This window comes from Lebetimonas sp. JS138 (assembly GCF_000523335.1).
GTDB lineage: Bacteria > Campylobacterota > Campylobacteria > Campylobacterales > Nautiliaceae > Lebetimonas.
The window spans coordinates 726,376-739,535 of the sequence record NZ_ATHT01000001.1 but is presented as its reverse complement, the minus strand read 5'-3'; the positions used below and the strand labels follow the sequence as shown (position 1 = coordinate 739,535).

Below are 13,160 nucleotides of genomic sequence, written 5' to 3'. Positions count from 1 at the left end.
AATTTTTTTCAAAAACATATGAAAGTTTGCAGGTTATAAATAAAAACAATGAATTTAAATTAGTAAATATTTATTCTCAGACAATAAAATTAAACGATTCGTTTGCAGGTCTAATTTATGCAATAGATATTACAGAAGAAATCAAAAAGGAAAATTTGCTTGAAATTTTAAAAAATATAAATCAAATTATAATAAAACTCTCTTCTAAAGATGAAATATATAAAAACGTTATGGAATCTTTTTACAATCAAAAAACATTTGATTTTGTATGTATTGCCACAAAAAATGAAAATTTTACAAAAATGGAGTTGAAATACTGCAAAGGAGATTATAAAAAAGAGTTTTTAGAGTATTTAGCAGAAATTTTTGAAACCGACCCAAAATATTCAGACAAATGTATGGCTACACAATATATTCTTAAAAATCAAATAATGATAATAAATGATATAAATTCAGTTAATTTCCCAAATAAAAAATTACTAAAACAATTAATTGACAATAATTTTCATTCAGCATTATTTATACCAATTTATAAAAACGGCAAAATAGACGCAGGCATTGGTTTATGCGTAAAATACAAAAATTATTTTAATAAAGTTTGTTTATCAATTTTTAAAGAGATAAAAGAAGACATTGAATATGCCATTAAAAAAATAGAAGATTATACACTACTTGATTTGCTAAAAGAAGCTATTGACAAAAACTTATTCATGGATACTTATTACAGACGAAAATGCAAATATTTTATATGCGAATAAAAGTGTGGAGGAAATTACAAAATATAAACTGCATGAATTAATAGGAAAAAATCCGAGAATTTTTAAATCGGGCTGTCATTCTAATAAACAAAAATAAAAACGGAGAGCTTTTTTATTTAAAAGACAATTTTAGAAAAAAAATTAAAGCCAAACAGACAGGAATTTATATATCAGATTTCTAAAAAAATAAATGAAAAAGAGACATATGCCTTTATAATAATTGATTTAAAAGATTTTAAAATATTCAATCAGATAAACGGGCTGGAAGCGGGTGATTATATATTAAAAAAAATTGCTGAATTTTTAAAAACATTTTTCCATACAGAAGATATTTTTGGAAGAATTTCATAATAAAATTTCTGTTTAATTTAGGCATTGCTCTATATCCCAATGATGATACCGACATAGTAAAATTATTTGATAAAGCATATATAGCTTTGGAAATTGCAAAAGAAAAAGGGGAATTCGGATACGAATTTTTCTCAAATGAAATAAATAAAGCCATCATTGATTACACACAGACAAAAACTTTATTAAAAAATGCCCTGAAACACAGAGAATTTATATATCATTTTCAACCGTATGTGGATTCAAAATCTTTAAAAATTGCAGGGGCGGAAACACTTCTCAGAATCAAACACAACAATAAAATAATTTATCCTAACAGTTTTATAGATTATGCCGAAAACAGCGGATTTATAAAAACAATAGAAAAACAGATGTTTCCAAAATTTTTAGAATATCTGCAACAGATAAACATACCCCTTTCTTTTAATATTTCAGGTAAATCCTTAACAGATGAAGAGCATATTAAAAATTTATTTAAAAAAATACACAATTTACCTATAAATATAGAATTAACTGAAAGGGAAATAGCGGGAGATATTGAATATACCAAGAAAATATTCAATTATTTTAAAAATAAAAAATTCAGACTTTCAATTGACGATTTTGGAACGGGTTATTCATCGTTTAGTTATTTAAAAGATCTGCCGGCTGATTATTTAAAAATTGATATATCTTTTGTAAGAAACATAGAAAACTCAAAAAAAGATTATGCCATTGTTGAAACAATTATTGATTTTGCCCATAAATTTAATATGAAAACAATAGCCGAGGGTGTAGAAAACATTAACCAGTTAAAACTGCTCCAAAATGCCGAGTGTGATTATATCCAGGGATTTTATTTTTATAAGCCTATGCCTTTTAATGAATTTAAATCTCTTTTATAAGCCCGGAAGGGCTTAAAGAGGAGGTAATTATTAAAAACTTTTAAGGAGGGGAAATTGAGCTAAAATTATATCAGAAAAAGCTTAAAGTTAGCTTAATTTTTTCGGCACTGACTAAATAAAGTGAAACAATTGCAAATTTGAGTGAAGAAAAAGTGTTAAAAAAAGCATTTTGTTTGAGCGTAGCGAGTTAATGCTTTTTAGCTTTTGCGAAAAGGAAAAAATTTGCACTTTTTGTTGAACTTATTTAGCCAGTGCCAATATTTCTAAAAATTTATCGCTTTTTATTACATATTTATTATTCATAAAATAAAATTCAAGCTTGTAAGAATGAAGCATAAGCCTTTTTGCCCCGGTTGTTTTAATTCTCTCTTCTTCGCTTATCTGTTTATTTAAATATCTGTCGGCAAATTCATTGCCCACCCCGTATAACGGATCCCCCACAACCGGATGGCCTATACTGAAAAGATGCACCCTTATCTGATGCTGGCGGCCTGTTAACAAATCACATTCAACAAGTGTGTTGTCTCCTATTTTTTTAACGGGCTTTATAATGGTTATTGATTCTTTACCCTCGGGATGAATCATTACTTTAACTTTTATATTTTCATCTCTGTTTGCCAAAATGGGTTTTTTAATAGTCATAATTTTATCCAAATGCCCCCTGATTAGGGCCAGATAACTTTTTTTTATTTCTTTGTTTTGAAAAGAGCGTTTTAAAACGCTCTCGGCAAATTTATTTTTACTCGCCATTACAAGTCCGCTCGTTTCTCGATCAAGCCTGTGGACCAAATTTGCATCTCTTCCCCAGAGTACCCTTACATCATCAAGAAGACTTTTGGTGTTAGCCAGTTTTTTTGGATGAATAGCAACCCCGCTCGGTTTGTCAAAAACTGCAAAATGGGTTGTTTCAAAAACAGGTTTTAGTCCGTAACCGTTGGGCTCGAACACTATGGCTTTAAGAATACCGCTGCCTCTTGCGGATTTTTCACTCACCCTTTTTCCGTTTAAACTGACCCTGCCCCTGTCAATCGCCCTTTTGGCTTCACGCATACCAAATCCGAGTTCAATTAAAAAATCAAGTATTTTTTGATTTTCAATTTCAAATTCTTTAACTACAAAACCCATAATTATCCTAATGTAAAATTGATAATGGAAAATGGATAATTATTTTTCTTTATTTTCATTTTTTTCTAATTTTTCATTATTTTTACCCTCATTTTCCATTTTACATTTTATATTATCCATTTTTTTTTCATTGGAGCTTATCATATCTGAAAAATCCCTTGTATTTCCTGTTGCCGTAAGTTCATCAAGACTTGTCAGGGAGCTTTTTATATCGTTTACTTCACCGCTTACTTTATTTTGAAGCTCCTGAAGCTGTTTTTTATATTCTTCCATTTCCGTTTTCATCTCTTCAAGTTCCAGCTCTCTTCTGATATCAGCCGTTGCGTCCCTCCACATTTTTTTTATTTTTATAAAAAGTCTTCCCAAATCCCTCATGGCATCCGGAAGTTTTTCCGGTCCCAAAACAATAATGGCTATAACCGCCACAAATAAAATTTCGCTAAAGCCCATATCCGGCATAATTTATCCTTTTATTATTACTACTCACAACCACGCCGCTTTGCAAGCGGCCGGGCAAGCTCACTACTCACTATGTACTATATTATTGTATAATTGTATCAAAAAAAAGGATATATATGGTTGAAAGATATGCCAGGAGTGAAATGAAAAAACTGTGGAGCCAGGAAGCTAAATACGGCGCATGGCTGGAAGTTGAAAAAGCGGCGGTAAAAGCATGGAACAAACTGGGTTTAATTCCGGATGTTGATGCAAAAAAAATTATTGAAAATGCAAAATTTGATATTAAAAGAATTGAGACAATAGAAAAAGAAACAAAACACGATGTAATAGCATTTTTAACAAGCGTGGCTGAAAGCCTGGGAAAGGAGAGCAGATGGGTCCATTATGCCCTCACCAGCTCAGACACTATTGACACAGCAACAGCCCTTCAAATGAGAGATTCTCTTAAAATAATTATTGATGATGTAAAAATGGTAATGGAAAGCATTAAAAAAAGGGCAATGGAGCATAAATATACGTTAATGGTTGGAAGAAGCCACGGAATTCACGGGGAGCCTATTACATTTGGGCTTGTTTTATCCATCTGGTATGAAGAAATGAAAAGACACCTTAAAAATTTAAAAGAAACACTTGACGTTATCAGTGTCGGAAAATTAAGCGGTGCTATGGGTAATTTTGCCCACGCTCCGATTGAGCTTGAAGAGCTTACATGTGAATTTTTAGGTCTTAAACCGGCTCCTATTTCAAATCAGGTAATCCAGAGAGACAGATATGCGCGCCTTGCTTCATCTTTGGGACTGCTCGCAAGCACAGTGGAAAAAATAGCGGTAAATATAAGACATTTTCAAAGAACGGAAGTTTATGAAGCGGAAGAATATTTTTCAAAAGGTCAAAAAGGAAGTTCCGCAATGCCGCACAAAAGAAATCCCGTTCTTAGCGAAAATATTACAGGTTTAGCAAGGGTTATCAGAAGCTATACTATTCCTGCAATGGAAGATGTCGCCCTTTGGCATGAAAGAGACATAAGCCACAGCTCGGTTGAGAGATTCTGGCTGCCGGACGCATTTGTTACCACCGATTTTATGCTCCACAGACTAAATAATATTATTGCAAATCTTTTGGTATATCCGGAAAATATGATGAAAAACCTTAATTTAACGGGAGGGCTTGTATTTTCTCAAAGAGTTCTTTTAGAACTTCCCAAAAAAGGAATAAGCAGGGAAAACGCTTATAAAATAGTTCAAAGAAACGCAATGAAAGTATGGGAGGAGCTTCAAAAAGGAAAAAAACCAATCAATGACAAAGGTGAGAGCCTGTTTTTGGAAAACCTGCTAAAAGATGAGGATTTGAGAAAAGTTATGAAAGAGGATGAAATAAGAAGTCTTTTTGATTACAATTATTATACGAGAAATGTAGACAAAATTTATAAAAGAGTGTATGGAAGTGAAAAGTGAAAAGTTAAAAGTTGAATTAGTTAATTTTTATACAACCGATGATTATAAAAAAAATTTAGAAAAAGTTATTAATATAATAAAAAATTCCTCTTCCGATTTTCTTCTTTTTCCGGAAGTCTGTTTAACCGGGTTTGATTATAAAAACTGGAAAAAAGCTAATGAATTCGGTGAATTTGCAATAGATGAACTTTCAAAAATAAATAAAGCATTTGCTATGAGTATTATTTTAGAAAACAAAAACTGTTTTTGTTTTTTTGACAACGGTCTTGTTTACAAAAGAGCCAAATATAATCTTTTCGGATATGAAAAAAAATTTTTTGAAGTAGGCGGAAAACCGGATGTTTTTGAATGGAGAGGTTTAAAAATAGCAAGTCTTATCTGTTTTGAAATCAGATTTACCCAGTATTGGGAAAAATTTAAAGGCATTGATTTGATTTTAGCTCCTTCAAGATGGGGAAAAGAGAGAATTGAGCACTTTAAAACTCTTAATAAAGCCCTGGCTCTTTCCTCCCAGTCCCAGGTATTGGCGGTAAACAGTGCAAATGAAAAGCCTTACGGATGCAGTTTTGATGCTTGGGGTGAAGGTGTTGAATTTAAAAACGAAAAAATAATCACTTTTATTGATTTGGAAAAAAACCAAAAAATCAGAAAAAAACTTGACATAGGAATAAAATGAATCATATATTAGCAGATAAATTAGCCGATTTTGTAAATTTTTCACCCGCTATTTACAAAGCATTCTGTGAAATTGACAGAAAATTTTTTGTGCCTGCCGGCTTGGAAAAACATACTTATGAAATTACCCCCCTCCCTCTTGATAAACAATCTACAATTTCCTCCCCTTTAACCATTGCAAAAATGACCTGTCTGCTTGAATTGGACGGGACTGACAAAGTTTTGGAAATAGGCAGCGGAAGCGGATATCAGGCGGCAATTTTAAGCAAAATTGTAAGACGCGTTTTTACAGTTGAAAGAATCTGCAGACTTGTTAAAGAAGCAAAAAAACGGTTTGAAGAAATGAGACTCTTTAATATAAATATAAAATGCGACGACGGAAGAGCTGGCTGGAGAGAATTTGCCCCTTATGAGAGAATACTTTTTTCCGTTGCAACAGAAGAGATACCGGAAGAATTATTCACCCAGCTTAATAATAACGGTTTTATTTTAGCCCCAATTAATAAAGGTAACAAACAGATAATTACAAAATTTTATAAAAACGGAAAAAAAGAAGAAATTGAGACCTGTGAATTTGTCCCTTTAAAAAAAGGGATAATAAAATAGTATTGCAACCAAGTTGCATTTTTGATATAATTTCAACATGTGTGAAAAGTTATTAAATCTTAAAAAAACAGAGTTAAAAATAGCTAAATTGTTACAAAAAGGTATCTGTTCTGCAAAAGAGTTGCAAAAAAATTTAAATGTAGATAAAGCAACTGTTTACAGAAACATACATTCCTTACTTAAAAAAAAGATAATAAGAGAAATAAAAAACAGCGAGGGCATTAGTTTTTATGAAATAAACTGTAAAATTCACAATCCTATTCATCCACATTTTGAATGCAAAATATGTAAAAAAATTTACTGCCTGAATGCTTTAAAGCCTGAAGATGTAATAAGTCTAACCAAATATACGGATTTTGAAATAGATTCAGTTGAAATTAAATTTAAAGGAATATGCAATGAATGCAAAAAAACAATGGAAAATGGATAATGGAAAATGGAAAATTTTAATTTTATTACTGCCTATTTTCAGTTTTGCTTTAAACATAAGTGTAACGGTTTTACCCCAAAAAGGCGTTGTTAAAGCTATTGCCGAAGAAAAGGCCAATGTTTATGTAATGGTACCTCCCGGAAGCAGCCCTGCAACCTATTCAATAAGTTTTAAAGAGCTTAAAAACATTAAAAATTCAGATGTTTATTTTACAATCGGAGTGCCTTTTGATAAAAAATATATAAACAAAATTAAAGAAACAAATCCAAATATAAAAGTGGTATATTTTGGAAAATATTTAAATAAAGAACCCAACCCGCATATATGGCTAAGCCCTGCTAAACTACAGCTTGAAGCAAAAGTTGTTTTAGATGAATTAATTAAAGCAGATCCAAAAAACAAAGAATTTTATTTAAATAATTATATAAAATATATTAATTCCTTAGCTGCTTTGGAAAAAGAAGGATTTTTAAATATAAATCAAAAATCATTTATTACATTCCACCCGGCATTTTATCATTTCAGCCAGGATTTTCACATAAAAGAAGTTGCTCTTGAAAAAGAAGGTAAAGAACCAAGCTTTTCATATCTTAATAAAGTGTTGAAAACAGCAAAAGAAAATCATATAAAAACAGTAATAATTTCACCGGAATTTCCTAAAAAATATGCCGAAATCATCGCTCAAAAAATAAATGCCAAAACTTATGTGATAAGTCCTTTGAATGAAGATCCGAGATATACCATTAAAGAACTCATTAAAGCCCTTAAATGAAAGCGGTTGAAATAAAAGAGCTTTTCTTTAAATATAATAGTGAATGGATATTGAAAAATATTAATTTAACTCTTGATGATAAAGAGTTTTTAGCTATTATCGGGCCAAACGGAGGTGGAAAAACCACCCTTTTAAAACTGATTTTAGGATTTTTAAAACCAGATAAAGGGGAAATTAAAATTTATAATAAATCCCCGCTTTCAGCCAGAAATTTAATAGGTTATGTTCCCCAATATACAACCTTTTCCCTTGATATTCCAATAACCGTTTTTGATATAGTGCTTCAGGGAAGAGTTAAAAAAGGTAAATTTTTTTATTCAAAAGAAGACAAGGAAAAAGCAGTAAATATCCTTAAAAAATTAAAAATAGAAAATCTTAAAAATAAAAAAATAAGCGATCTCTCAGGAGGCCAGAGGCAAAAAGTCTTAATTGCAAGGGCACTTGTCACCGAGCCTAAAATTTTAATAATGGATGAGCCTACAAGCGCAATAGACATAAACGGACAAAAAGAAATTCTTGATTTAATAGAAAATATTAAAATAACACGTATTGTTGTTAGTCACGATATTAAAATATTATTTAAAGAAGTTGATAAAATAGCTTATATTAATAAAACTGCCGTAATTCACGAAGGTCCAAAACTTAATATTCCAACAGACAAGCATTTTTGCGAAATTGAGCTTATGGATTTTTTAAAGGAAAAAAATGTGGGATTTAATAAGTAATTCAGTATATGCAGGAATTCTTCTTAGCATTGCAATTGGAATAATAGGCTCACTGATAGTTATAAACAAAGCTTCAGCAATTACCGGAAGTATTGCCCATGGAAGTTTTGGAGGAATAGGACTTGCAATTTTTCTTGGGAGTTCCGTACTTTTAACAACCACTGTTTTTGCCATTTTTTTAACACTGATTTTGGCATTTATTTCCATAAAATATCCCCATAGGCTTGACAGTTTTTTAGGTGTTATCTGGGCGCTTGGAATGAGTTTGGGAATTTTATTTTTATCCTTGGCTCCAGGGTATCATTCAGACGTGTTAAGTTATCTGTTTGGAAATATTCTACTTGTTGATTCAAATGATTTAAAATATATGATAGGAGTTGATTTTATTTTGTTAATTTCTATAATTTTTTTATATAACTATTTTCTTGCAATGAGTTATGACAGGGAATTTTTATATTTAAGGGGGATAAACGCAAATATTATTTATACACTGTTTTTAATTCTTACGACTCTTAGTATTGTAATGAGCGTAAGAGCCATTGGAATTATATTGGTTTTAGCTCTTTTTACAATTCCGCCTCTTATAGCCGAAAGATTTACAGATAAATTTTATAAAATGATTATTTTAAGTGCTGTTTTAGCCGCAGTTTTTACAACCGCCGGAATTTTTATAAGTGCAAAATACGACATCGCCCCAACCCCTGCTATTGTAATTATTGCAAGTATCGGACTTTTTTTGAGCCTTTTTAAAAAGAATTAAGAAACTCCTCTCCCCTCTCATACCCCATTTCAAACAAATCGTCAAAATTTTTAAATGAACAGAGCTTATAATCTGAAAGTCTTTCATCGGTTATATAAAAATTACACTTTTTAATGCTGCCCTCTGACGAAACCCTCCATGAAAGATAAAACATTCTTTTTAAAATTCCAAAAAAGCTTTTTTTAAACTCTTTTTTTAAAGGAAACAAATCAACCCCGACAATTATCCCCTCTTTAAAAACACCGACAGGCAGGTTTTCCTTAATCCCCCCGTCAACCAAAAAAAGATTATCCAGCTCAACCGGAGGGAAAAAAGGCATTATGGCACTTGAAGCCAAAACAGCCTTTTTTAAATCACCTTTTTCAAAGTAGATAATTTTTCCGCTGTTTAAATCGAGTGCATTTACATATGTTTTAATGTTAAGTTCTTCAAAAGTTGAAAGTGGAATAAATTTTTTGGCAATCTCTGAATTTATATCTATTTTAAAAAAGCCTTTAGTAAGAGAATTGAATTTAAAAACTTTTTTAAACGCTTTTGATTTTAAAAGTTCAAGCTGTTTTTGAGGTTTTACCCCGCATGCATAACTTGCACCGATTAATGCACCTATACTGCTGCCTGAAATTGCATTTATATCTATCTTTGAATCAATAGCTTCCAAAAACCCTAAATGAAAAGCCCCTCTGAAGGCTCCGCCTGAAAGTGCCAGATTAATTTTCATAATTTAACCATTCAATTATTTTCCATTCCCCCTCATACGTTTCAACCAAAGCAGTGCAGGATTCCACCCAGTCCCCGCAGTTCATATAATCAATATCCCCTATTTTTCTTATTTCAGCTTTATGAATATGCCCGCAGATTATACCATTATATTTATTTGTTTTTGCATACTGCGCCAATACATTTTCAAAATCGGTTATAAAATTGACAGAAGATTTGACATTGTCTTTCATATATTTTGAAAGTGACCAGTATCTGTTTATTCCACAGATTTTTCTGATTCTGTTAATCGGGTCGTTTAAATGAAGCAGAATTTCATAGCTGTAATCTCCAAGGATTGAGAGCCATTTTTTTGTCATAGTTATAGAATCAAAAAAATCACCGTGTGTAATATAATATTTTTTACCGTTAATTGCATCATATTCAGCCTCATTTAAAATATGGGTTCTCTCCCCCAATACCACTGGCAAAAAAGGCCTTAAAAAATCATCATGGTTTCCGGTGATATAATAAACTTCTGTTCCTTTTCTTGCTTTTCTTAAAAGTTTTTGAATAACATCTGAGTGGGACTGAGCCCATTTTATTTTTCTTTTTAATGCCCAACCATCAATTATATCACCAACAAGATAAAGATTTTCAGATTCATTTTTCCTCATAAATGAAAGAAGTTTTTCTGTCTTTGAATATTTTGTCCCTAAATGCACATCGGATATAAAAATTGATTTATATTTCATTGCTCATTCCCTGAAAATACACGGAAAATTTTCCGTGATTTTAATCGTCATCGTCTATATGGCTGCTTTTTATAACATATTTTGAAGGATAAGGCGTATTATAGCCTTTTGCAGAATACCAAATCATTTTATTGAGCAAATCATCATTTGCTGAATTATCCATTTTTGTATCCAATTTTGATGCTATTTGAGACCATTTACGAGCCAATCCACTTAACTCATCAGGTTTTGGATTCATATTATCAAGAGGTATCTGGTTTTTAACATGCGTATAAGGGGTGAAATCAGGTTTATTTGTAAAACAGCTGTACATAACAGGGGCAGTTGCGTCATTAATATTCATAGGAGGAATTCCTAAAATTCTTTCTATAGTATGCAAAACCGATAACTGTGTATAAAAAGTATGAATTACCTGGTGTTTTTTTGAATAAGGGCTGATAACCCATGCAGGACCTCTGTATGAAGAAACATGGTCCCAGCCGTCCTGGGTATCGTCTTCCAATACAAAAATTACAGTATCTTTCCATATAGGGCTGTGCGAAACGGCTTCTACAATTCTCCCCAAAGCCAAATCATTATCCGCAACCATTGACGCAGGTGTCGGATATCCAGGTTTTAGATGAGAAGTATGGTCAGCCGGAAGAGCCATTATGGTAAAATCAGGGAAATTACTGTCAGTTGCTTTTTTAATATCTTTAATAAATGCGTCCGCCCTTATCTCGTCAGGTATTCTGTGATGATCATATCCCGGATATGTATTTGAAGTATATTTTGCAATATTGTTTAAAGATACATAATTTTTAAACGGTATTGAAATTCCATTCTTATAATCAGTATAAAACTGTTTCCATGTTGAATATTTTGGAACATCAGCCTGAACATTTTCACCGTAATTTTTAAAAGTATGTCCGTGGAAAAGAACATCATCCCAGATATATCCTGTTTTTGGTGAAACCATCGCATCCAAAATTACATGAGGATATCCCCTGAACCAGCCTCTTACATTTTTTTCCACATAATCATCCACAAATGCACTATCACTCCAAGGATGTCCTTCGGCCGAACATTTGCCTACATCATAAAAATTATCCAAAAGTCCGAATTCACGTGCTAATTTATGCATATTAGGAGTAACTTTTTTACCGAATACCGTTAAATAAGCTTCCCCGTTACCTTCTTTCATATCACCTAAAACCTGGTCATACGTTCTGTTTTCTTTTATAATATAAATAACATGCTTAAATACAGAAGGTTCCCCGAGTCTTTCAGGAACCGGAACAGGTTTAACATTTTTTCTCGGAGGAAGCATAGATTCTTCGATTGCTTTTTTAAGTTTTCTATATTGCATATTGGTCTTAACCTGATTTGTCCAGTATTGTAAATCCTCTTTTTCAAGCTCAGGCAATTTTATATCAGAAATATATGCAAATTCTCTGTGTGTATTGTAATACCCAGCAGTTGAAATGTTTTTTCTTCCTTTTTGAGGATAATTCAATTTGAAGTGTTTGTCATTTTTATTTTGAGTTGTAGCTCTTGAATAAAGCCCTTCCGTATCGGCTACATATAACTTTTCCCCGTCTTTTGAAACATCAAGCCCCCCAGGATACGCACCTGTTGGGATAAGTCCGATTACTTGATTATTACTTAAATCAATTACACTGACACAATTAAGGTTTCCATCCGCCACAAAAAGAAATTTTTCATCTGGGGACAGCGCCAGGGCATCAGGAGAAAATCCGTAAGGAACCCTGTTTGGTGAAACACCTATATTTTCAATTTTATAAGTTTTTGTGTCAATAACCGAAACAGTATCGGAGTTTGCATTTGCCACATAAACTTTGCTTCCTTCTTCGTTTGAAATAATGTCATTCGGATGAAGCCCCACGTTTAAGGTTTTTATTACATTGCCGTTTTCATCCATAACGCTTACAGTGCCGCTTGCCGCACTTTCACTCATGGAATCAACCTTTATAAATCCTGCTTTTTCATTATTCCATCCGCCTTTTGAAACAATGTCATTATACGGATTGGCTAATTTCCCTCCCCAGTTTGTAACAAAAATTTTCTTATTGGCAATTGCCAAGCCGTATGGGAAATTTCCTTTTGTCCCTTTTTCCCAAACCAATTCTTTTGTGGCCACATCTATTTTTGCTACTTTATCAGCACCGTTAAGTGTAACGTACATATATTTCCCGTCTTTTGAAAATTTTATATCGTTAGGAAGTGCGGGTCTGCCGTTTTCTTTATCAAAATGATAAAATTTACTTATTGCCGCATTTGTACCTGTTAAAGCGGCTTCCAGAATATCTCCCAAACTTGTTGTCCAGTAAATATGTTTTCCGTCTTTTGAAAAAGCAATTCCCGAATACATATTACCTGAATGTTTTTTAGATAAAAAAGATTTTTTAAGATTAATTTCATTTATAACTTTATCTGTTTTTGTATCAATCAATGTTAAATAAAACCTCCCCTCAACCGCAAGTATTTTCCCATCCGGCGAAAGCCTGCAGTCCATTGCATGCTGCTCTATGTCCGCAGTTCCGTATTTTATTAATTTGCCTGCGGGTGTTAACCTATCTCCGGTCGGTGCAAAATATTCATTTTGAACATTTTTTGATTGTCTGTCCAAATTCATATTGTTTGCACATCCGCTCATCATTATCAAACCAATTGATAACATCAAACCGTATTTTCTAATTTTCATTCCCTCTCC

The 13,160-nt window shown here is 32.2% G+C and carries 16 protein-coding genes; 11 read left to right on the top strand and 5 right to left on the bottom strand.

Annotation, left to right across the window (positions count from 1 at the left end; genetic code table 11):
• The first annotated feature begins 26 nt into the window (after positions 1-26).
• The 4 genes from DZ67_RS0104145 to DZ67_RS0104135 all read left to right on the top strand — a co-directional run bounded on the left by DZ67_RS0104145 (position 27) and on the right by DZ67_RS0104135 (position 1,990).
• Positions 27-758: a hypothetical protein gene (locus DZ67_RS0104145; protein WP_024791780.1), complete on the top strand. Its 732-nt coding sequence runs from the start codon at positions 27-29 to the stop codon at positions 756-758.
• Positions 694-855, top strand: a complete 162-nt coding sequence (locus DZ67_RS11235) for a PAS domain-containing protein (RefSeq protein WP_084043334.1) — start codon at positions 694-696, stop codon at positions 853-855. The genes DZ67_RS0104145 and DZ67_RS11235 overlap by 65 nt, the downstream gene beginning before the upstream one ends.
• Before the next feature lie 29 nt (positions 856-884).
• Positions 885-1,109 carry a diguanylate cyclase domain-containing protein gene (locus DZ67_RS11230; protein ID WP_084043358.1) on the top strand — a complete coding sequence of 75 codons (225 nt, stop codon included), beginning with the start codon at positions 885-887 and terminating at the stop codon, positions 1,107-1,109.
• Between the two features lie 86 nt (positions 1,110-1,195).
• Complete coding sequence (locus DZ67_RS0104135; RefSeq protein WP_024791779.1) at positions 1,196-1,990, top strand: EAL domain-containing protein; 795 nt, start codon at positions 1,196-1,198, stop codon at positions 1,988-1,990.
• 240 nt (positions 1,991-2,230) lie between these two features.
• On the opposite strand, the gene DZ67_RS0104130 is transcribed toward DZ67_RS0104135, so the two are convergent.
• Both DZ67_RS0104130 and tatB read right to left on the bottom strand, forming a co-directional pair.
• Positions 2,231-3,115: an RluA family pseudouridine synthase gene (locus tag DZ67_RS0104130; protein WP_024787400.1), complete on the bottom strand. Its 885-nt coding sequence runs from the start codon at positions 3,113-3,115 to the stop codon at positions 2,231-2,233.
• Between the two features lie 39 nt (positions 3,116-3,154).
• A complete protein-coding gene (tatB, locus tag DZ67_RS09800) occupies positions 3,155-3,574 on the bottom strand; it encodes a Sec-independent protein translocase protein TatB (RefSeq protein ID WP_024787399.1) in 420 nt (139 codons plus the stop codon).
• 116 nt (positions 3,575-3,690) lie between these two features.
• Here tatB and purB point away from each other — a divergent pair, with 116 nt between their 5' ends.
• From purB to DZ67_RS0104090, 7 genes are read left to right on the top strand one after another with little or no spacing between them, the layout of a single operon-like run.
• On the top strand, positions 3,691-5,028 hold the full coding sequence (gene purB / locus DZ67_RS0104120) for an adenylosuccinate lyase (protein ID WP_024791275.1): 1,338 nt from the start codon (positions 3,691-3,693) through the stop codon (positions 5,026-5,028).
• Entirely contained in the window at positions 5,012-5,704 is a 693-nt protein-coding gene (locus DZ67_RS0104115) for a carbon-nitrogen hydrolase family protein (RefSeq protein ID WP_024791274.1), read from the top strand. The genes purB and DZ67_RS0104115 overlap by 17 nt, the downstream gene beginning before the upstream one ends.
• On the top strand, positions 5,701-6,309 hold the full coding sequence (locus DZ67_RS0104110) for a protein-L-isoaspartate(D-aspartate) O-methyltransferase (protein WP_024787397.1): 609 nt from the start codon (positions 5,701-5,703) through the stop codon (positions 6,307-6,309). The genes DZ67_RS0104115 and DZ67_RS0104110 overlap by 4 nt, the downstream gene beginning before the upstream one ends.
• 37 nt (positions 6,310-6,346) lie before the next feature.
• Positions 6,347-6,739: a Fur family transcriptional regulator gene (locus DZ67_RS0104105; protein ID WP_024787396.1), complete on the top strand. Its 393-nt coding sequence runs from the start codon at positions 6,347-6,349 to the stop codon at positions 6,737-6,739.
• Positions 6,708-7,511 carry a metal ABC transporter solute-binding protein, Zn/Mn family gene (locus tag DZ67_RS0104100; protein ID WP_024787395.1) on the top strand — a complete coding sequence of 268 codons (804 nt, stop codon included), beginning with the start codon at positions 6,708-6,710 and terminating at the stop codon, positions 7,509-7,511. Before DZ67_RS0104105 ends, DZ67_RS0104100 begins: the two co-directional genes overlap by 32 nt.
• Positions 7,508-8,236, top strand: a complete 729-nt coding sequence (locus DZ67_RS0104095) for a metal ABC transporter ATP-binding protein (RefSeq protein WP_024787394.1) — start codon at positions 7,508-7,510, stop codon at positions 8,234-8,236. The genes DZ67_RS0104100 and DZ67_RS0104095 overlap by 4 nt, the downstream gene beginning before the upstream one ends.
• Positions 8,217-8,996 (top strand): metal ABC transporter permease, encoded by a 780-nt coding sequence (locus DZ67_RS0104090; RefSeq protein ID WP_024789583.1) that lies wholly within the window; start codon positions 8,217-8,219, stop codon positions 8,994-8,996. The genes DZ67_RS0104095 and DZ67_RS0104090 overlap by 20 nt, the downstream gene beginning before the upstream one ends.
• On the opposite strand, the gene DZ67_RS0104085 is transcribed toward DZ67_RS0104090, so the two are convergent.
• From DZ67_RS0104085 to DZ67_RS0104075, 3 genes are read right to left on the bottom strand one after another with little or no spacing between them, the layout of a single operon-like run.
• Positions 8,983-9,714: a patatin-like phospholipase family protein gene (locus DZ67_RS0104085; protein WP_024787392.1), complete on the bottom strand. Its 732-nt coding sequence runs from the start codon at positions 9,712-9,714 to the stop codon at positions 8,983-8,985. The two genes, DZ67_RS0104090 and DZ67_RS0104085, sit on opposite strands and share 14 nt — an antisense overlap.
• On the bottom strand, positions 9,704-10,447 hold the full coding sequence (locus DZ67_RS0104080) for a UDP-2,3-diacylglucosamine diphosphatase (RefSeq protein WP_024787391.1): 744 nt from the start codon (positions 10,445-10,447) through the stop codon (positions 9,704-9,706). Before DZ67_RS0104080 ends, DZ67_RS0104085 begins: the two co-directional genes overlap by 11 nt.
• Positions 10,448-10,487: 40 nt before the next feature.
• The gene (locus tag DZ67_RS0104075) at positions 10,488-13,151 is read right to left on the bottom strand and encodes a bifunctional YncE family protein/alkaline phosphatase family protein (protein ID WP_024787390.1); all 2,664 of its coding nucleotides are present in this window, start codon (positions 13,149-13,151) and stop codon (positions 10,488-10,490) included.
• Positions 13,152-13,160: the final 9 nt, after the last annotated feature.